The 18,579-nt window shown below is 61.1% G+C and carries 15 protein-coding genes; 1 reads left to right on the top strand and 14 read right to left on the bottom strand.

The features are described from left to right. Positions 1 to 4: 4 nt before the first annotated feature. Positions 5 to 1,429 (bottom strand): bifunctional D-glycero-beta-D-manno-heptose-7-phosphate kinase/D-glycero-beta-D-manno-heptose 1-phosphate adenylyltransferase HldE, encoded by a 1,425-nt coding sequence (gene hldE / locus QYQ93_RS03290; RefSeq protein WP_338476325.1) that lies wholly within the window; start codon positions 1,427 to 1,429, stop codon positions 5 to 7. A 251-nt stretch (positions 1,430 to 1,680) separates the two neighbouring features. Then, positions 1,681 to 3,486, bottom strand: a complete 1,806-nt coding sequence (gene msbA / locus QYQ93_RS03285) for a lipid A export permease/ATP-binding protein MsbA (RefSeq protein WP_043047927.1) — start codon at positions 3,484 to 3,486, stop codon at positions 1,681 to 1,683. A gap of 158 nt (positions 3,487 to 3,644) precedes the next feature. Between msbA and QYQ93_RS03280 the strand changes: the two genes are divergently transcribed. Beyond that, positions 3,645 to 5,486 carry a bifunctional O-antigen ligase/aminoglycoside phosphotransferase family protein gene (locus QYQ93_RS03280; protein ID WP_043047926.1) on the top strand — a complete coding sequence of 614 codons (1,842 nt, stop codon included), beginning with the start codon at positions 3,645 to 3,647 and terminating at the stop codon, positions 5,484 to 5,486. 118 nt (positions 5,487 to 5,604) lie between these two features. Here the strand turns inward: QYQ93_RS03280 and QYQ93_RS03275 are convergent, their stop codons facing one another. The 12 genes from QYQ93_RS03275 to waaC all read right to left on the bottom strand — a co-directional run bounded on the left by QYQ93_RS03275 (position 5,605) and on the right by waaC (position 18,578). After that, the gene (locus QYQ93_RS03275) at positions 5,605 to 6,486 is read right to left on the bottom strand and encodes a glycosyltransferase (protein WP_043050749.1); all 882 of its coding nucleotides are present in this window, start codon (positions 6,484 to 6,486) and stop codon (positions 5,605 to 5,607) included. Then, positions 6,483 to 7,631 (bottom strand): glycosyltransferase family 4 protein, encoded by a 1,149-nt coding sequence (locus tag QYQ93_RS03270; protein WP_043050748.1) that lies wholly within the window; start codon positions 7,629 to 7,631, stop codon positions 6,483 to 6,485. Before QYQ93_RS03270 ends, QYQ93_RS03275 begins: the two co-directional genes overlap by 4 nt. An 86-nt stretch (positions 7,632 to 7,717) precedes the next feature. Then, positions 7,718 to 9,124: a PIG-L deacetylase family protein gene (locus QYQ93_RS03265; protein WP_043050747.1), complete on the bottom strand. Its 1,407-nt coding sequence runs from the start codon at positions 9,122 to 9,124 to the stop codon at positions 7,718 to 7,720. Beyond that, positions 9,121 to 10,017 carry a GNAT family N-acetyltransferase gene (locus tag QYQ93_RS03260; protein ID WP_043050746.1) on the bottom strand — a complete coding sequence of 299 codons (897 nt, stop codon included), beginning with the start codon at positions 10,015 to 10,017 and terminating at the stop codon, positions 9,121 to 9,123. Before QYQ93_RS03260 ends, QYQ93_RS03265 begins: the two co-directional genes overlap by 4 nt. Continuing rightward, positions 10,018 to 11,775: a carbamoyltransferase family protein gene (locus QYQ93_RS03255; RefSeq protein ID WP_043050745.1), complete on the bottom strand. Its 1,758-nt coding sequence runs from the start codon at positions 11,773 to 11,775 to the stop codon at positions 10,018 to 10,020. It abuts the gene before it with no gap. Between the two features lie 146 nt (positions 11,776 to 11,921). Further along, positions 11,922 to 12,257 (bottom strand): YceK/YidQ family lipoprotein, encoded by a 336-nt coding sequence (locus QYQ93_RS03250; protein ID WP_080889115.1) that lies wholly within the window; start codon positions 12,255 to 12,257, stop codon positions 11,922 to 11,924. A 389-nt stretch (positions 12,258 to 12,646) separates the two neighbouring features. Then, complete coding sequence (locus tag QYQ93_RS03245; protein WP_338476321.1) at positions 12,647 to 14,107, bottom strand: lipopolysaccharide kinase InaA family protein; 1,461 nt, start codon at positions 14,105 to 14,107, stop codon at positions 12,647 to 12,649. Beyond that, positions 14,107 to 14,859: a lipopolysaccharide kinase InaA family protein gene (locus tag QYQ93_RS03240; protein ID WP_043050742.1), complete on the bottom strand. Its 753-nt coding sequence runs from the start codon at positions 14,857 to 14,859 to the stop codon at positions 14,107 to 14,109. The genes QYQ93_RS03245 and QYQ93_RS03240 overlap by 1 nt, the downstream gene beginning before the upstream one ends. Continuing rightward, positions 14,856 to 15,590, bottom strand: a complete 735-nt coding sequence (locus QYQ93_RS03235; RefSeq protein WP_043050741.1) for a lipopolysaccharide kinase InaA family protein — start codon at positions 15,588 to 15,590, stop codon at positions 14,856 to 14,858. Before QYQ93_RS03235 ends, QYQ93_RS03240 begins: the two co-directional genes overlap by 4 nt. Beyond that, the gene (rfaP, locus tag QYQ93_RS03230) at positions 15,590 to 16,396 is read right to left on the bottom strand and encodes a lipopolysaccharide core heptose(I) kinase RfaP (protein WP_043050740.1); all 807 of its coding nucleotides are present in this window, start codon (positions 16,394 to 16,396) and stop codon (positions 15,590 to 15,592) included. Before rfaP ends, QYQ93_RS03235 begins: the two co-directional genes overlap by 1 nt. Next, positions 16,393 to 17,517, bottom strand: a complete 1,125-nt coding sequence (locus QYQ93_RS03225; protein WP_338476320.1) for a glycosyltransferase family 4 protein — start codon at positions 17,515 to 17,517, stop codon at positions 16,393 to 16,395. Before QYQ93_RS03225 ends, rfaP begins: the two co-directional genes overlap by 4 nt. Then, positions 17,517 to 18,578 carry a lipopolysaccharide heptosyltransferase I gene (waaC, locus tag QYQ93_RS03220; protein ID WP_043050738.1) on the bottom strand — a complete coding sequence of 354 codons (1,062 nt, stop codon included), beginning with the start codon at positions 18,576 to 18,578 and terminating at the stop codon, positions 17,517 to 17,519. Before waaC ends, QYQ93_RS03225 begins: the two co-directional genes overlap by 1 nt. Between the last annotated feature and the right edge of the window lies 1 nt (position 18,579).

Raw genomic sequence — 18,579 nt, 5'->3', positions numbered from 1 at the left:
GGTGTTACTCGTTGTTGCGGATCTTTTCGACGATAGCAGTGGTAGAGCTGTTTTCAACCAGCCCCAACACCTTGACCGTACCGCCATAGGCACTGACGATATCCGCACCGACCACCTTGTCGACGGTATAGTCCCCGCCCTTGACCAGCACGTCAGGCTTGACCTGGGCCAGCAGGTTCTCCGGGGTATCTTCGGAGAAGCTGATCACCCAGTCCACCGCACCCAGTCCCGCCAGCACCGCCATACGCCGGTCAACACTGTTGATCGGACGGCCTGGGCCTTTCAAACGGCTCACCGACGCATCATCGTTGACCGCGACGATCAGGCGATCGCCCTGGGCACTCGCCTGCTCCAGGTAAGTCACATGACCGGCGTGCAGGATGTCAAAGCAGCCGTTGGTGAAGACTATGCTCTCGTTGTGGGCGCGGGCATCGTCAATCGCCAGCAGCAATTGCTCCAGGCCCAGCACGCCGCGTTCCGAGCCTTCGGAGCGTTGGATCGCACGGCGCAATTCCGGGGCACTGATGGCCGCGGTACCCAGCTTGCCCACCACAATGCCTGCCGCCAGGTTGGCCAAGGCCACGGCGTGGGGCAATTCTTCACCGGCCGCGATGGACGCCGCCAGGGTGGAAATCACGGTGTCACCCGCACCGGTAACGTCAAACACTTCACGTGCACGTGCCGGCAGGTGCATGGCCGGATGGTCAGGTCGCAGCAGGGTCATACCGTGCTCGCCACGGGTCACCAGCAAGGCGCCCAGGTCGAGATCGGCCATCAGTGTGGCGCCCTTGCTCACCAGATCGTGCTCATCGACGCAACCGCCGACGATAGTTTCGAACTCACTGAGGTTTGGCGTCAGCAGGCTGGCGCCTCGATAAATCGAGAAGTCCTTGCCCTTGGGATCGGCCAGCACCGGAATGTTGCGAGCCTTGGCGGCCTGGATCAACACCTGGTGGTTCTGCAAGGCGCCTTTGCCGTAGTCAGACAACACCAGCACCTTTACACCTTCGAGCCACGCATCGACCTGGTCGCTGAGGGCCAGGGCATTGGTGGCGAAGGGTTCTTCGAAATCGATACGCAGCAATTGCTGGTGACGGCTCATGACCCGCAACTTGACGATCGTCGGCTGATGGGCGATGCGCTGGAACAGCGCACGCACGCCGGCCCCCTGCAAGCTGTTGGCCAGGCTGTCGGCAGCTTCGTCGTCGCCAGTCACCCCTACCAGGGAGGCCGGGGCGCCGAGGGCGGCAATATTGAGGGCGACGTTGGCAGCGCCACCTGGGCGGTCTTCGATTTGCTCGACCTTGACTACCGGCACCGGCGCCTCAGGGGAAATCCGTGAGGTACCGCCATGCCAGTAACGGTCGAGCATGACATCGCCGACCACCAAGACAGCGGCTTGATTGAATCGCGGCATGGACAACTTCATGGAGCAACCCACATACAAAATGAACAGGGGCGCGATATTAGCACAGGGTTTGCGGTCGCTTGCGCCCACTGCTGGCCAAATGTGGGAGGGGGCTACCCTCTGTAGGAGCGAGCTTGCTCGCGAAAAACTCACAGGCGCCGCGTTTATTCAGGAAGCACGCGTAATCGTTGACGTTTTTCGCGAGCAAGCTCGCTCCTACAAAAAAACCTTCGGACAAGCCCCTCCCACATTCGAGCCGTGACGCCTGTTGATCAGGTGATGTCAGCCGCTACCGGCGCATCCAGGCCCATGGCATGCAGGCGGGCGTAATAACCGTTCTGCGCAAGCAACTCGCCGTGGGTGCCGCGCTCGACGATCCGACCATCGTCCATCACCAGGATCAGGTCAGCCTTCTCGATGGTCGACAAGCGGTGTGCGATCACCAAGGTCGTGCGGCCTTGCATGACCTTGTCCAGTGCCGCCTGGATATGCCGCTCGGACTCGGTGTCGAGGGCCGAGGTGGCCTCGTCGAGAATCAACAACGGCGCATTCTTGAGCAATGCCCGGGCAATGGCCAGGCGCTGGCGTTGGCCGCCGGACAACAACACGCCGTTCTCGCCGACCTGGGTATCGAAGCCCTTGGGCAACTGGTCGATGAAGTCCTTGGCGTTGGCATCGGCGGCGGCCGCTTCAACGTCGGCGCGAGGCGCACCGGCCAGGTCGCCGTAGGCGATGTTATTGGTCACGGTGTCGCTGAACAGGGTGACGTGCTGGGTGACTTGGGCAATGTGCTTGCGCAGGTTGAGCAGCTTGTAGTCTTCGATCTCTACGCCGTCGAGCAGGATCTCGCCGCTTTCATGGTGGTAGAAGCGCGGGATCAGGCTGGCCAGGGTTGACTTGCCGCTGCCCGAACGGCCCACCAGGGCGATCATCTGCCCAGGCTCGGCGGTGAAGCTGATGTCCTTGAGCACATGGCGTTCGGTGCCAGGGTAGGTGAAGTTCAGGTTGCGCACTTCCAGGCGACCGCTGACCTTGTCACGCTCGATGGTACCGTGGTCGACCTCAACGTCTTCGTCCAGTTGTTCGAAAATACTTTCGGCGCCCGCCACACCTTTCTGGATAGTCGAACTGACCTCCGACAGTTGGCGGATCGGCTTGGGCAATAAACCGGCCAGGGTGATGTAGGCCACCATGTCACCGGCAGAGGCATCGCCGCGCAGGTACAGGACCAGGAACATCAGCACCGCCATGGCGGAGTAGATCACCAACTGCAGCGCCGGGGTGTAGATCGCCCCGGTGCGGGTCATGCGCAGTTGCTTGTTGGTGTTGCTCTGGCTGGCCTTGAGGAAGCGCTTCTCTTCGTAGACTTCACCACCGAAGCTGCGCACCACGCGGTAGCCCTGGATGGTCTCCGAGGCCACATGGGTGACGTCGCCCATGGCCACCTGGATCTTCTTGCTCTGCTTGCGGAATTTCTTGCTGGCGGTGCTGACCATCACGGCAATCAGCGGCAGGATCGCGATCATGACCAGCGTCAGGCGCCAGTTCATGTACAGCAGGGAGGCGAACAGGAAGATCACCGTCATGCCTTCGCGGATCACCACCTTGATGGCATCGGTCGCCGCCCCCGTAACCATGGTTACGTTGAAGGTGATACGGGAAATCAGGTGCCCGGAGTTGTGGTTATCAAAATAACGGTTGGGCAGCGTCAGCAAGTTGTTGAACAACTGCACCCGCAGGTCGTGGACCAGGCCCAGGGAAACCTTGGCCAGCAGATAGTTGCCCAGGAACGAACCCAAGCCCTGCCAGGCCGCGATCAGGATGATCAGCAGCGGTACGGCCTGCAGCAACTGCAGGTCGCGCAGGAATGGCACGGTCGGGAACAGCACGGCTTCCGGGTTGGAGAGGCCGTCGACAAAGTACTTGAGGATGTAACCCAGCATCGGCTGGGTCGACGCGAAAATCAGAAATCCGAGGATACTCAATGCGAACAAGCCCATATAGGGCTTAACGTAACTGAGCAGACGGAAGTATATTTTCAAGCTCGAAGGGCTTGCGCTCGGACTGGAGTCGGTCATATCACGCGGCGTTTTGAAAAAGGAGGCTGACTTTAGCACAGCTTCTCTGTTGTACTTGCACCCGGTGTAACCCGCGGCCCGGTTGGATCCGACCGGCGACATTACATGGCCACTAGCTTAAGATGGTTGGCTTTCTCTTTCTGGAATGGCTCTACTGTATGCACTCCAAGCGCCTTAACTATGGCTCAAATCGCGTTTTCGACTTCCTGGTCCTGTGGATTTTGCCTGTTGGCTTATTGCTGCTCCTGAGTGCACTGTTCTTCGTCGGCAATCGTAATGTACTGCACCGGATTTTCTACATCCTGTTCAGCGTACCGACTTTGTTTCTGTTGTGCATGCGCCCCAGGGAATTCAAGGATCTGTTGCGCGAGCCGCTGGCGATCGCCTTCCTGGCCTTTTCCGCCTGGGCGTTGACCAGCCTGCTGTGGAGCCCGGAACACAGCACCGACACTGACCTGTTCAAGCGCCCGCTGAACACCTTCATGCTCTTTGGCGGATGCGGGCTGTTGCTGCATTACCGCAATGAATTGTTCAAGCCGATCTTCTTCAGCGCTGCGGTGATTGCGCTGGTGGTCAGCCTGGGTAACCTGGTGGAGTTCGCCAAGGGCTACTCGCCCGGTTTGCGCATGATCGGCGGTCTTGGTGCTCTTGATAACCCACTGTTGAGTTCGCACCTTTTTGGGTTTTTCACCGTGTACTGGCTGTATGTCTGCATGACCACCCAGCGCATGAAAGTGTTGTGGTTCAGCGTACCGGCCCTGGCGATCATGACCATGGCCGTGCTGGCGACCGGCTCACGCACGCCGCTGGTGGCGCTGGGGCTGGCTATCCTGTGGATGAGCTTTGTGAGCCGAAATCGTCGCTCGGCATTGCTGATCAGTGGAATGATCCTAGGCACAGTCGCACTACTCCTGTTTTACCCCGAGTTAATCACCGAGCGAGGCACTTCGTTCCGTCTCGAGCTGTGGAGTATTTCACTGCAGCTTATCGCCGAGCATCCCTGGATCGGGCATAGCTACGATTCCGAGCTTTACCTAACGGTGTCCGATGGATACCAACTGCGCGAACCCCACAGCTTTGCCCTCGGCGTGCTCTATTACGTCGGCATCATTGGTTTTATCCCCTGGGCCTTTATGCTCGGCTGGGGCCTGTATAAAGGCCTGCAGCAACGCGCACAGCCGTTGTTCATCCTGGCTTCGTCACTGCTGGCCTACGGCATCGGCGCAGGCCTGACCGAGGGCGGCGGCATTCTGTCGCGCCCCAAGGAACACTGGTTCCTGCTGTGGATTCCCCTGGCGATTATCACCGGCCTGAGCATCGCCCAGCGCCATCGCAGCCTGTTGCGTATGCCGGTGCAAAACCTGAAGACCGCCGCCTTCGAGCAGATGTGCAACAACGCCCACGTCATTGAAGCCGATGGCCTCGGACCTAAAGTCCTACGCCTGGAAGACGGCAGCTTCCTCAAGCTATTCCGCCCACGCCGCTGGTACACCTCCGGCAGCTTCAACCCGTATTCGGAGCGTTTTGCCAGCAACAGCGAGCAATTGCGCACCCTTGGCATTCCCGCCCCGGACATCCTCGGGCTCTATCGCCTGAGTGACGCCAGCAGCGCCGTGGCCTACACACCACTGCCCGGCCTGACCTTGCGCCAAGCGCTGCAAAGCCTGGACAGCAGCTTGCGCGAATCGCTGGTGGAGCGTTTTGGCCGGTTCATGGCGCAGTTGCACGAGCGCGGTGTTTACTTCCGCTCGCTGCACCTGGGTAACGTGTTGTTGATGGACGACGGTGAATTCGGCCTGATCGACGTGGCTGACCTGCGCATCTATCCGTCGTCACTGCGTTATGCACTGCGCCAACGTAATCTGCGCCACATGCAGCGCTATCCACAGGATCGCAACTGGCTGTTCGAAACGCACTTCGAGCAACTGGTCAAAGGCTACGCCTCGGTGGCAAGCCCAGCGGCTACCGCGAAAATCCGCGAGCAAGTACAGAGCCTTTAAACATGTAGGAGCGAGCTTGCTCGCGAAAATCGTGAACGATGACGCGGGCATTCAAGTTGCCCGCGGTGTTCTCCGTTTTTTCGCGAGCAAGCTCGCTCCTACAGGGTGAGGCGCAGTTTCAGTTTTTGAGCGGCGCCAGATACAAGCGCACCAAACCGCGCAACGTCTTGCGCCCCCAGAACTTCAACGGGATCTGCTTGAGAATCTCCCGCGCCAGTGGGCGATCGCGGTCGGCGGTCTTGAGGAACATCGAGTTCAGGAAGTTGTAGCGCACCGCGTCATAAGCCGGGTGATCGCTGAACTTGGCATAGGTCTTGAGAATGTTCTGGATCATGTAGCGGTGGTTCTTGTACGTGTTGCTCGCGTGCTGGCGATACTTGGCCATCACCACGCCAAGGGCGTCGATCGTGTAGCCCGCCGCCGTGATCTTCAACTGGATCAGCAGGTCCTCCAGCGGAATCTGCGGGTCGAAGCCACCGACTTGCTCCAGCACTTCCCGACGAATCAGCATGGTCGGTGCCGGTGGGAACGGCTTGCGGTCCATGAAAATATCATCGAAGTCGAGGCTGCGAAACGGCACGTCGCGGCGTTGTTTTTTCTCCGGATGCAGGTTGCCGTCAGCATCGATCAGCTCGATGTTGCCGGCACACATGCCCACCTTAGGCTTACCGTCCATATACGCGACCTGGGTGGCAATACGGTCCGGCAGCATGATGTCATCCGAGCCGAACGGTGCGATCAGGCTGCCCTTGGCGCGCGCGATCGCACCGTTGAGGGTGGCGCTGAGGCCTTGGTTCTGCTGGACCTGGAAGTCAAAGCCGTGCTCGGCCTGCAAGCGCAGGATACGTTCGACGCTATCATCCTTGGAGCCGTCATCCACCACCAGCAATTCGATATTGGGGTAGGTCTGCCCCAACACGCTGAGGATGCTCTGTTCGATGTACTGGCCGTGGTTATAGGAAGCGATAATCACCGAGACCAGGGGTTGTGGCTGATTCATGCTCTACCTACTTCACGCAAACCGGTTTCAATCAGGGTCAGGTACTTGTGCTTGAACTCTTCAAGAGTGTGATTGGCCTGCAGGTAGCGGAACACCTCTTCACCCTTGGCGCGTAATTGTTCATCGCTCAGCGCCAGATAGGTATCCAGGGCCGCGGCCAGTTGCTCGACATTACCCGGGTCATGGGACAGGCCGCCCGCGCCCTGCACCAGCGGCAGCATCGCCGGGCCATTGGAAGCGATCACCGGCAAGTGGCCGCTCATGCCTTCCAGCAGGGCCAGGCCCAGGCCCTCGAACAGCGACGGCATGGTCCAGATATCGAAGCCGCGCACGTACTTCATGCCGTCTTCGCGAAAGCCCAGTAAGTGTGCGCGACCAGTCAGGCCCAGACGCTCGATATCCGCACGCAGATCGGCTTCGGCGCGACCGGAACCGATGATGCCCACCTGGGCCTCGGGGTATTTGTCCTTGAGGGTCGCGAAAGCTTGCAACAGATGGGTGTGGCCCTTGATCGGTACCAGGCGGCCCAGGGCGCCGATCATCCGTGCATCCATTGGCAGGCCCAGGGCCTTGCGGGCGTCCTCGCGGGTCAGTTGCAGGGCTTCGGCCTGGGGAATGTCGATGGCGTTGGTGACATAGGTGGTGTTGTCGCGGGTAAAGCCGCAGTTGAGGTTCACCAGGTAGTCCTTCACCGCCTCCGACACCCCGACAAACCGCCATGCCGGGCTGACCCAGCGCTGGGTCTGGCGCCGACGATAACCACGGGCATATTCGCCAAAACCGTGGGAGATACCGATGCACAGCGGGATTTTCAGCCAGCGATTGAGCGAGAGCATCATGTTCACCGACTTGAAGCGGTTACAGATGACCACATCGAATTTCTGCTCGCGGCAATACTTGTAGATCTGCCACATGGCACCGAAGCGAATGCCCTTGAGGGACTTCTCCGGCAGCTCGAAATAATGAGAGTGTTCAGCCACGCTCAGGGGCTGGCCGGGCAGCGGGCGGCCGCTGAGAAATCCGGATGTCACCTCGAAACGCTCAGGCGGCAAGGACTTGACGATTTGCTCACCCAGGTCGGCGAAATCATTGGTCTTGACGTTGTAGTCCGGCTGTAACTGCAAAACCTTGAAACGCGGCTTCATAACTCTCCATGCAGCGATCTGGCTACGGGCACGCAGCCCGGTAAAAAAGGGCGACAGGCAAATACCGGCCTGCCTTCAATAGGCTCTCAGTCCCTCTTCAGGACCCACAACAGCTCGTGACGGCGCACGGCCTTGCGAAAGAATTCGTTCTCGCCGTAGGGCGACGGCTTGCGGCCCGCCAGCAGTTGCTGCAACCACCTGCGCACCCGGCGCTTGAACGGCGCGGGCGGTTGCAGGTCATGCATCATGCCCAATGCCATGGCCTTGTCCTGCTGCAGACTCAAACTGAGCGCAAAGCTGCAAGGCTCCATCTCGACCGCACTCTCAAAACGCGGCGGCAGCGCTACGCCAGCCCCCGAATCACCCATGGGCCAGCGGTCGTTATCATGCAGGTGATTGGCGTAGCCGAGCAATGTGTCGGGCTGCCACTCCAGGCCTTGCAGGGCTTCCAGGATCGCCGCATGGGCACTGATGTGGTCCGCGTGGGGGTCAAGCAATGGCGTGGGCAACACGATCACCTGGGGCCGCGCCTTTAGCAGCAGTGCCCGCAGGTCAGCGATCAAGTTGTGCCAGGTCGGCGCGCCGTCCATATCCCCCGGCAATGCAAAGCCGTTGAACTGACGAAACAACCGCGTATCGCTTAAGTCAGCTTCGCGCGAAGCCATGGGCTGATCCGCCGCTGCCTGCATGGCCTGCAACTGCATGCAGAAGTAGCCCAATTGCACACACTGCGTCTCGGGCACGCCAGCCCAACGCGGCACGGCGATGCTGTCCCAGGCACGCAGGCGGCCCTTGAGGCGGGCGGCTTCAGCTCTGGGAAGCCCCATGTGCTGGTAATGTTCGGCTTCAATTTCACCGGCGGTCAGGGTCACGATCCAGCTTTCACGCGCCTGACTGTAGAGGCTGAACGCCGCCAGCTCGGCATCGTCGGCGTGAGGCGCGATCACCATCACCCGTTGCTGGCGATAGTCCGGCTGGCGAAAGCGCCAGAGTATCGGCTGGCCCTTGATCCGGCAGAAACGCCCGCGCAACCTGATATTGCCCGCCGCCAAGGCTTCGGCGGCGCCTGTCAGGTTCAGGTAACGCCGCCCGGCGACGCCGCGCTCGAAGACTTGTCGATCCGGCATCTCCAGGCCCAAAACGTCCACCGCAGGGTCGAGGAACCGCCCAAACCAGGTGCTTTTCAAATCGACACCCACGATCAGGGTTTCATCGGCCGCCAGAGGCGTGTCCAACAGCAGCCGCCCCGCCTCCAGGCGCAGGCCGGACTGTTCGCTGCCGACCGGGAACGCGTAGCCGTAGCTGTCTTTGGGCGAGTAAAACAGGTGATCGGCAAACCAGGCTTCATGGGCCGCCCACAGCAGCACCGCCAGCAGCAGCGGCAACCACCAAGCCACCAGGACGCCGGCTGCCACCAACACCAGCAAGCCGATCAACAGCGCGATACGCTTGTTGCGCCGATGGCGCTTGAGCAGCTGCTGCTTGCGACTCATACGCTGAACACCGGCACCGGGTTGCACCAGCGCTCCTTGTACTCACGGTCGGAACGCCCGAAGGAGAAACGCAGCGACTTGTTCGACGCCCGCGCCTGTTCCCACGCGCTTTGGGTATTGAGGAAACTCAGCACGCTGCCGGGGCTGAATGCGCGGGTTTCCGGGTCGACGCCACCGTTGACGTACTCGGCGCTGAACCACTCATTGGACTGCACCTGATATACCAACTGCACCGCTATCGGGGCATCATTGAGAAACAGCACCGAACCGAACAGAAACTCCTGGAGCAACTCCAGCACCTCGGCCAGACGCACCGCGCCTGCTGCCGGAAAGCCCCAGCGGCGCTGGAACAGGTCGCAATAAATCGCCGCCAACTCCACGCTGGAAAACTCACTGACCGCCCGCACTACGCCGCCCGCTTCTTCCAGCAAACGCAATTCGCGGCGCTGGTTGTAGCGAAACTTCTTCGACAGTTCTTCGGGCGTGCGCGCCATGGCCAATTGCTCTGCCTGGGGCTTGAGGGTGCTGACGCGCCCCTCGTTCAGCGCCGACAGGTAGCGCGCACGATGCCGCAACGGCACCTGCGCATCGGCGGCAATCGGCAGGATGATCTCAGCGTTGCCCAGGTCAAACAGGCCCTTCTTGCCGCTGCGCTTGAGCACTTCTTTGGAGAGAGCAAGGTCGCGTCCCCAGGTGGCGATCGCCCCCTTGAGTTCGCCACCTTGTTCCCAACCCAGATAGCGCACCGGAATCTGCGCCAGGTCAGCCAACCGCTCGATCACCTGCGGATGAGTCGCCAGGCTGCCGCCATAACGCTGCCAGGCCTGGGCGTAAACCTCGGCCTCGACAGGCGCCCAGCCACGTTCACGCCAGCCCTGGAAGCGGTTCAGCATTTAAACCACGGCGTCATAAGGGTCCACGCCGTCCTTGACCACGAGGATGTCTTCCATGATCAGGTACTGCAGGTCGGAGCCGAAGAACATATTCAACGCATCGGTCGGCGAGCAGATCATCGCTTCGCCACGACGATTGAGCGAGGTGTTCAGCGACACACCGTTACCGGTCAGCACTTCCAGCTCTTTCATCATGTCGTAGTAGCGCGGGTTGTATTCGCGCTTGAGCACCTGGGCGCGGGACGTACCATCTTCATGCACCACTTCCGGCACGCGGGTCTTCCACTCTTCGGCGACTTCAAAGGTGAAGGTCATGAACGGCGCCGGGTGATCGACCTTGATCATCTGCGGGGCCACGGTGTCGAGCATCGACGGGCAGAAGGGCCTCCAGCGCTCGCGGAACTTGATCTGGTGGTTGATGCGGTCAGCCACGCCGGTCGCACTCGGGCAACCGATGATCGAACGGCCGCCCAGGGCGCGCGGGCCGAACTCCATGCGTCCCTGGAACCAGGCCACGGGGTTGCCGTCGACCATGATCCTGGCGATGCGCTGCGGCATGTTTTCGATCTTGCGCCAGTTCGGCTTGCTCGCGTGCTTGGCGCAGGCGGCGATCACGTCTTCATTGCTGTAGGACGGGCCGAGGTAGACGTGCTCCATCTTCTCAACTGGAACACCACGGGCGTGGGACACGTAGGCCGCCGCACCGACTGCTGTACCGGCATCGCCGGAAGCGGGCTGTACGAACAGCTCTGTCACGTCGTCACGGGCGATGATCTTCTGGTTCAGCTTGACGTTCAGCGCACAGCCACCGGCGAAGGCCAGCTTGCCGGTGTCCTTGAGGATGTCACCCAGGTAGTAATCGATCATCTGCAGGGCCAGCTTTTCGAACAGCGCCTGCATGCTGGCCGCGTAGTGGATGTACGGCTCGTCGGCGATGTCGCCTTCGCGCTTGGGGCCAAGCCACTCGATCAGTTTCGGCGAGAAGTAGAAACCCTTGCCCTTCTCTTTATAACGGCGCAGGCCGATGACGTTGGCGTAGTCGGTGTTGATCACCAGTTCGCCGCTTTCAAACGAGGCCAGGCGCGAGAAGTCGTACTTGCTGGCATCACCATAGGGCGCCATGCCCATGACCTTGAACTCACCGTCGAGCATCTCGAAACCGAGAAACTCGGTGATTGCGCCGTACAGGCCGCCGAGGGAGTCCGGATCGTAGAATTCCTTGATCTTGTGGATCTTGCCGTTTTCGCCGTAGCCGAAGAAGGTAGTGGCGTATTCACCCTTGCCGTCGATGCCCAGGATCGCGGTTTTTTCCTGGAAGCCCGAGCAGTGGTAGGCACTGGAAGCGTGGGCCAGGTGGTGTTCAACCGGTTCTATCTTGATTTTCTTCGGGTCGAAACCCAATTGCTCCAGGCACCAGACGATCTTGTTGCGATAGCGCTTGTAGCGACGGTTGCCCATCAGGATCGCGTCGAGGGCACGGTCCGGGGCGTACCAGTAGCGCTTGGCGTAGTGCCAGCGCGCCTCGCCGAACAGGCTGATCGGGGCGAACGGGATCGCCACTACGTCAACGTCGGAAGGCTTGATGCCGGCCTGTTCCAGGCAGAACTTCGCCGACTCGTAGGGCATGCGGTTCTTTGCATGTTTGTCGCGTACGAAGCGCTCTTCTTCGGCGGCCGCAATCAGCTTGCCGTCGATATACAGGGCTGCGGAAGGATCATGGCTAAGGGCGCCGGACAGGCCAAGAATCGTCAATGCCACAGGGGTCTAGCCTCTTTTAGTCTGCATGCAGGCGGGTCGCGCCTGAAAAAAGTGTGCCTCTCGCCTGGGCGAGAAACAGCTAAAGGGCGGGATTATAGCTTAAAAGCAGGGGGAAGCTGTTAGCGGCGCGCGCCAGGCTCGGAGGGCTACTGCAGTTCGAGGCTACCGTCGGCGTTTTGCCGGTAGAGGGTGTAAGGCAAGGCAAGGGTATCCAGCACGGCGGAGATCGGCACATCGATAAAGGCCCAGGGAATACCGTCCAGCGCGAGGCCACCTGCGGAATTCGGCGGTGCATGCAATACGCACAGGTCATAAGCCACGCCGCTGTAGACACGCGGGACGGTCTGGCAGTAGGTTTTTTTCGCCTTGAGCTCCCGGATTGCGACCCCATCGTCACGCAACACCGTTGTCACGGTACCGCAGCCGGCCAGCAGCAACAGGCTGCCTACCAGCGCCGACCGCCTCGCCATTCCAGTCTTCATGCTTGCTTCTCCAGTTGAGGGGCTGAAAGCTAACACTCCGAACCGTTATCCACAGGCTCTGCTGGGCGCAATTTTGTGTAGGAACCGTCCGATCCCGCCGCCCTGCTTGCACTGGGCTCGTGCACCACAGCCCTGGCCGGCGACGCAACGCTGACCCTCGACCCCAGCGTGATCACCGGCTCGCGCAGCGCCAGCCCGACGCTCGACCTGCCGGTATGTCAGCAACGCCGGCGGGGCGATCGTGGTACGCGGGGGGGTTGGGGGCTGAACATCAACTCTAATGTGGGAGGGGGCTTGCTCCCGATAGCGGTGGATCAGCTACAGAAACATTCACTGACGCCCCGCATCGGGGGCAAGCCCCCTCCCACATTTGGACTTCAAGCGTGCTCTTAAACCAGGCCCGCCAAAACATCTGTCTCTTCAGGCAACCGCTGATCAATCACCTGATACAACGCACTGCCCTGCGGCCAATTGCGCATAAACCGTGCACGATCCTTGGCATACGCCGCAGCGAAGCTGGCAATGGAGCTGTGCTGACACATGGCGTCCAGGTCGATCATCGCCCAGCGGCCGTCGTTCCAAAACAGGTTATGCCCCTTGAAGTCGCCGTGGCTGATGCGCTCGCGAATCAACTCGGCAAACAGATGGTCCAGCGCCAGCAGCTCGCTTTCAGGCGCATCCCCGCGTTCGACATAGGGCGCGAAGCGCTCGATGATGTCCGGCCCAGGCAGGAACTCCGTGATCAGGTAAGCACGGCTGCGCAACCAGAAAAAGCGCTTCTCCAATACCGCCAGCGGCTTGGGCGTGGCGATACCGAGGAACGCCAGGCGATTGCCTTCTCGCCAGGAATGCCAGGCGCGGCTCGGCCGCCAGAAGCGCTTGAGCCAGTGGGCAAAGCCCTTGATGTTGTAGCGCTTGATCACCAGCGGCCGACCGGCCACCTCGACCTTGCCCACGCTGGCCGCGCCGCCGGTCTTGTACAGGTGGCCCTGATCGAGCAACGCATCCGCCTGCTCCAGCACCGGCAGCATGGCCGCCTCTTCTTCGCGACGGATCGCACGCAGGGCAAAGGCGCCACGTACTACGCTGAACAGCGTGCACTCGCGACCGGTCTTGTCGAGGAAATCTTTCAAGCGCCAGGCGCTGACTTTGCGTACCTGCTTTTCCAGGGCTTCCAGGGGCAAGGCATGCTCGCCATTGCCGAGCAGGTAATACACCAGCAATTCTTCGGTAAAGGGTTCGAGGTTTTTCGGCAGTTGGGCAAAAAATACGCCGAGGTTTTCCAGCACTCGATTGCGCGACAGCGGCTTGCCCGGCTCCTCGACACGAATACCGGCGCCATCGATCAAATACAACTTGCCATCCTGGCGCAGCAGATTGTCCAGGTGCAGGTCTTCCTGCCACAGGCCTTTGGCGTGCATCTGGGCAATCGCACCCAGCGCTTCGGCGAGCACGGCGGTTTGTTCGTCCGCAAGCGGCGGCAGGCTCTCGACGGCGAGCCAGGCGTCGGCCAGGCTTTGGGCGCCCTCGATAAACTCAAACAGCAGCCAGCCGCCCTCGCCATCCTGCAAGCCATCGGCCAGCAACAGCGGCGTGGTCAGGCCCTGCTCGGCCAACAAACGCACGCCCTTGAGCTCGCGCTGAAAATGCCGCGCCGCCTTGCTGCCTACCAGTAGCTTGGCCAACACCGGGCGACCGCGCCAAACAGCCGCGCCCACGTAGCGCTGCCCCGGCAACACCCGCAACAGGCTCAGCAGTTGCAACTGCCCCGGGCCTGCGGCATCTGCCAAGTCGATAGTCAACGGCAGGCTGGGGGAACGGCCAACATTTTTCAGCTCGGATAAACGCATCAGCGGTTCTCCTTGTGGCTGCGGCGTGCGGTCAAGCGTTGAAGCCAAGTGGATACCAAGGCACTGTCCTCGGGCTGTTCAAGGTACGCTGCCAACAGTTGGCGCACTTGCGCATCGGACCATTGCGGCGCACGGCGCAGCAGCGGTTCCAGGTCCTTGACCCGGTCCCGCCAGCCGAACAACAGCGGGCGGGTTTTCTCCAGGTCAATCAACTGCGCGGCGTAACCCTGCACGGTGGCCTGCAGGAAAATATGCTTGGGGTAAAAACAGCCGTGCACCTGACCCACACCGTGCAGGTGCCGCGCCAGCTTGCCGCACGCCAGCAGAATTGCGCACTGCTGGGTATCGCTCAGTTGCGGCCATTGTTCCAGCAACGAATCCAGGTCGTTCCAACCGTCCAGGGCGCGGGTAAGCAACATCGCCCGGCGTTCGCCTGCGACCTTGCGCTCGCCGAAGAAAGCCGCCTGCAACGCCGGGATACCCAGCTTTTGATACAGGCTGATGTTACGAAACTCACGGGCAAAACTGGGTTCGCCCAACGGCCGGTGCAAGGTGCGGGTCAGGTAGTTGCTCTGGCGCTTGAGGTAATAACCCTGACCCTCAAGTTCCAGGCGATACACGCTGCTCCAGCCGCCTTGGCTGGTATTGGGCTCATCCACCGCGTCCAGTTGCTTGGCCCACAGGGCGTCGAACGTCGCGAGGCCGTTGCGCTCAAGCAAAGCGCGGTCTTCGGCCGCCAGGAAGTCACTCATTCGCGTCCCTCGAAAAACTTCACCACATGGCGAATTCGCTGTTTGTCCGACGCCGTCAGGTGCGAGCGTTGGCGATATTGCAGGTAGAAGCGCAGGCGCTGGGTGGCCGACAAGTGATACTTGGCGACTTTGTCCAGGCAGGCCAAGTCCTTGGTGATGCGATACTTGAGCCAGAAACCGCGCCAGAAATCGCCGTTGGGGCAGTCGATCAGGTACAGGGTGCGCTGGTCGTCCACCAGCAGGTTGCGCCACTTCAAGTCGTTATGGGTGAAGCGGTGGTCGTGCATGGTCCGCGTGTACTCAGCGAGCTGACGGCTGATGCCATCGACCCAGCGGGGGTCCTTCAGGCGTTCGTCATTACGCTCGGCCAGCACCGACAGGTCTTCGGTCCTGGGCAATTCACGAGTGATCATGGCGCCGCGGTTGTAGGCCAGGCCCTTGCGATCCAGGCCCCAGGCAACTACGTCGGCCGTAGGGATGCCCCATTTGGCGAAACGCTTGAGGTTCTGCCATTCGGATTTGACCCGCGGCCGGCCCAAATAGCGGCGTAAGCCTTTACCGGCGCCCACATAGCGCTTGACGTAATAATTGACCCCACCCCGCTCCACCCGGATCACTTCCGACAGCGGGTCGCGGGTCAGCCGCTCGCCTTGCAGGGCGAAGACCGCTTCCAGGCTCCCGAAGTCATCCGCCAGGGCGGCGTAGGCAGGCTCCAGGTTCCAACCCGCCATCAGAGCGCATCCCCGTATCGTTGCTTGCGCGCATAAAGCTTCGCGGCCATGCGTTCCAATTCGGCCAACAGCGCGGTTTGCTCGGCCAGGATCTGGCGCAGCGGCTGTTGGAAGTAAGCCTTGAGAAAGCGCAGTTTGTCGCGCTGGGTCAAGCCGATCTCCAGGGCGGAGTAATACAGGCCGGCCAGGTCTTTGTTGCGCCAACGCATAGGTATCGTCGCACGCACCTGGGCACGGTGCAGGTCGATCACCGACAGCTTGAGGTTGTCGACGCTGATGGGCTGGTCGGTGTGCAACAGGAAATGGCAGAGGTAGCAATCGCGATGATTGACCCCGCCGCGGTGCATCGCGCCGACGGTACGTGCCAGTTCAAGGGTCAAGGCATGCTTGATGGCTGGCACGGGCGGTTGCTTGACCCAGTCGAGGGTCAAGTCTTCCAGACTGATAATCGGGGTCAGTTCCCGGGTGACGATAAACGAATGCTGGTCCGCCGGGTTGCTGCCTTTTTCGCCAAACGCCACGGCGGTCATGGTCGGCACGCCGAGTTCCTGCAAACGCTGGATCGCCAGCCACTCCTGGCCCGCGCCCAATACCGGCAACTTGGCCGTAACCAGGTTCTTGAGGATTTCGCCCCAGCCGATACCACGGTGGATCTTCACAAAATAAGGCTGGCCTTCGACCACCGTACGCAACGTACGGCGAGCGGCCAGCTCGCGGAACACCTGGCCTTCCAGCTTCTCGACCTCGGCGAACGCATCGCGCCCGGCCCAAAGAGTCTTGAAGGGTTCGGCTAGAATCAACTTCATCGGTTTGGCTCCGCCAGAATCAGGTCCGCAGCGTACTGCGGCATGCTATAGAGGTCGGCCGTCTCGGCGAAGGCCAGACCATTGCGACTCCAGGTCGCGCGTGCGTGTGGATCGTCGAGCATATCCACCAGGTACTGGTTGAGCTGGGCTTGCTCGAACGGCTCGTCCAACACCCGACCGCTCTGGGCCTTGTCGATGTAGAACGCGTAGCCACACACCCGGCTCACCAGTACCGGGAGGCCGGCGACCACCGCTTCGACCAGCACCATGCCGGCCGCCTCGTTATAAGCAGGGTGGATCAGCAGGTCTGCACCCAGCAGGAAGCGCGGGATATCACTGCGGCCCTTGAAGAACTGCACCTGATCACCCAGGCCCAATGCGGCACTCTGCAATTGGAATACCTTGGGGTCGTCCTGGCCGATTACAAACAGCCGGGTGCGTTTCTTCAGCTTCGAAGGCAATGCGGCCAAAGCCTTAAGGCTGCGGTCGACGCCCTTGGTCTTGAAGCCCGAACCGATCTGCACCAGCAACAGGTTATCCTCGGCCAGGCCAAATTCACCGCGAAACTCGGCGCGAATTTCGGCGGCGTTCGGCGGGGCGCGTCGGTCGCGGGCGATGCCGGGCGGCAGCAGATGGAAACGCTCGGCCTGGGTTCCGTAATACTGGGTGAAGAGCTGCTGCTGATGTTCGGACAACACCATGATCCGGGTCTTGGCGTTTTTGTCGAACACCGCACGCTCGTATTCGGCGAAGTGCCTGTAGCGCCCGAACCAGCGGTACATGGGGTTGCGCAGGTTTTGTGCCTTGTCCTCGAACACCCCGTCGGCGGCGAAGTACACATCCAGCCCGGGCATTTTGTTGAATCCCACCACGCGGTCCACCGGGCGCTTGGCCAGGTCAGCCTGGATCCAGGCATACAGTTTTTCGTTGCGACGGTGGTTGACCAGCGCCTTGACCGGTGCCACCAGCACCTCAAAACCTGGCGGGATATCACCCTCCCAGATCAAGGTGTACACACGAATCTGGTGGCCACGCTGCTGGCACTCCAGGGCGATGCGCATGAAGTCGCGCTGCAGGCCGCCGAAGGGGAAATACTTGTACAGAACAAAAGCCAGTTGCATCAGTGCTGCTCCTCAGCCAGTAACAACGTGCTCAGCCGGCTTGCTACACGCTCAGGATTCAAGCGTGTGAAACACAGGGGCGACTCACGCTGGATGTCGAACCGACGCAGGTCGTCGGCCGTTGGTTGATAGGTGCAGTTTTTTTGCAGGCATGGCGCACACGGCCAATCGCTGGCCAGGTGAACCTGGCCCTTGCCATAAGCACCGGTCAGGCCGGGGTTGGTGGGACCGAACAGGGAAATGGTCGGCACATCCAGCGCAGCGGCCAGGTGGCCGAGCCCGGTGTCCACGGCCACACAGGCCCGGGCGCTGGCCAATACACCGGCCACACCCGCCAGGTTGAGCTTGGGCAACACTTCGGCGTTGGGCAGCCCTTGGGCCAGGCGCTCGGCCCGGGCCTTTTCGGCGGCGTTGCCCCAGGGCAGTTTCACGTCCACCCCCAGGCGGCCCATGCGTTCGGCCAGCTCGCGCCAATAGGCTTCGGGCCAGTGCTTGGTGTCCCAGGTGGTGCCGTGCAACAGCAATACAAAAGGTTTCTTTGGCGGTAGCCCCAGCAGCTTTTCGGTGCTCAGGCCATAGTCGCCCAGGCCTTTGGGCAGATCGTAGCCCAAGGCCACCGCGAACAACTGGCGCAGGCGCTCTACCGCGTGTTGCCCACGGGCCACGGCCAGGCGCCGCGAGTAGAAGTGTGCCGCGATCGGTTCGCGGGCCGAGTGCTTGTCAAACCCGGCCACGGGTGCCCGCACATAACGGGTCAGCCAGGCGCTTTTCAACAGGCCCTGGGCGTCGATCACCAAGTCATATTTGGTCGACTGCACACGCTGCTTGAAGCGCCGCCACTCGCCGCTCTTGAAGGTTTGCCAGAGATTCTTGCGCCAACGGCGGATCGCTACCGGGATCACCTGGTCCACCGCCGGGTGCCAGGCAGGGATTTCGGCAAAGCCTTCTTCCACCACCCAATCAAAGCGAATGCCGGGGATCGCCCGCGCTGCATCGGTCAATGCTGGCAAGGCGTGGATCACATCGCCCAGGGATGAGGTCTTGACTACCAGTACCCGCAAC

Origin of the sequence: Pseudomonas khavaziana (assembly GCF_036704165.1) — a bacterium.
GTDB classification, from domain to species: Bacteria; Pseudomonadota; Gammaproteobacteria; order Pseudomonadales; family Pseudomonadaceae; genus Aquipseudomonas; species Aquipseudomonas khavaziana.
This window is presented reverse-complemented; position numbering and strand designations above follow the sequence as displayed.

Coding starts and splice junctions, on each gene's coding strand:
- hldE (WP_338476325.1), bottom strand. CDS start 1,429: ATGAAGTTGTCCATGCCGCGATTCAATCAAGCCGCTGTCTTGGTGGTC.
- msbA (WP_043047927.1), bottom strand. CDS start 3,486: ATGACCGACTCCAGTCCGAGCGCAAGCCCTTCGAGCTTGAAAATATAC.
- QYQ93_RS03280 (WP_043047926.1), top strand. CDS start 3,645: ATGCACTCCAAGCGCCTTAACTATGGCTCAAATCGCGTTTTCGACTTC.
- QYQ93_RS03275 (WP_043050749.1), bottom strand. CDS start 6,486: ATGAATCAGCCACAACCCCTGGTCTCGGTGATTATCGCTTCCTATAAC.
- QYQ93_RS03270 (WP_043050748.1), bottom strand. CDS start 7,631: ATGAAGCCGCGTTTCAAGGTTTTGCAGTTACAGCCGGACTACAACGTC.
- QYQ93_RS03265 (WP_043050747.1), bottom strand. CDS start 9,124: ATGAGTCGCAAGCAGCAGCTGCTCAAGCGCCATCGGCGCAACAAGCGT.
- QYQ93_RS03260 (WP_043050746.1), bottom strand. CDS start 10,017: ATGCTGAACCGCTTCCAGGGCTGGCGTGAACGTGGCTGGGCGCCTGTC.
- QYQ93_RS03250 (WP_080889115.1), bottom strand. CDS start 12,257: ATGAAGACTGGAATGGCGAGGCGGTCGGCGCTGGTAGGCAGCCTGTTG.
- QYQ93_RS03245 (WP_338476321.1), bottom strand. CDS start 14,107: ATGCGTTTATCCGAGCTGAAAAATGTTGGCCGTTCCCCCAGCCTGCCG.
- QYQ93_RS03240 (WP_043050742.1), bottom strand. CDS start 14,859: ATGAGTGACTTCCTGGCGGCCGAAGACCGCGCTTTGCTTGAGCGCAAC.
- QYQ93_RS03235 (WP_043050741.1), bottom strand. CDS start 15,590: ATGGCGGGTTGGAACCTGGAGCCTGCCTACGCCGCCCTGGCGGATGAC.
- rfaP (WP_043050740.1), bottom strand. CDS start 16,396: ATGAAGTTGATTCTAGCCGAACCCTTCAAGACTCTTTGGGCCGGGCGC.
- QYQ93_RS03225 (WP_338476320.1), bottom strand. CDS start 17,517: ATGCAACTGGCTTTTGTTCTGTACAAGTATTTCCCCTTCGGCGGCCTG.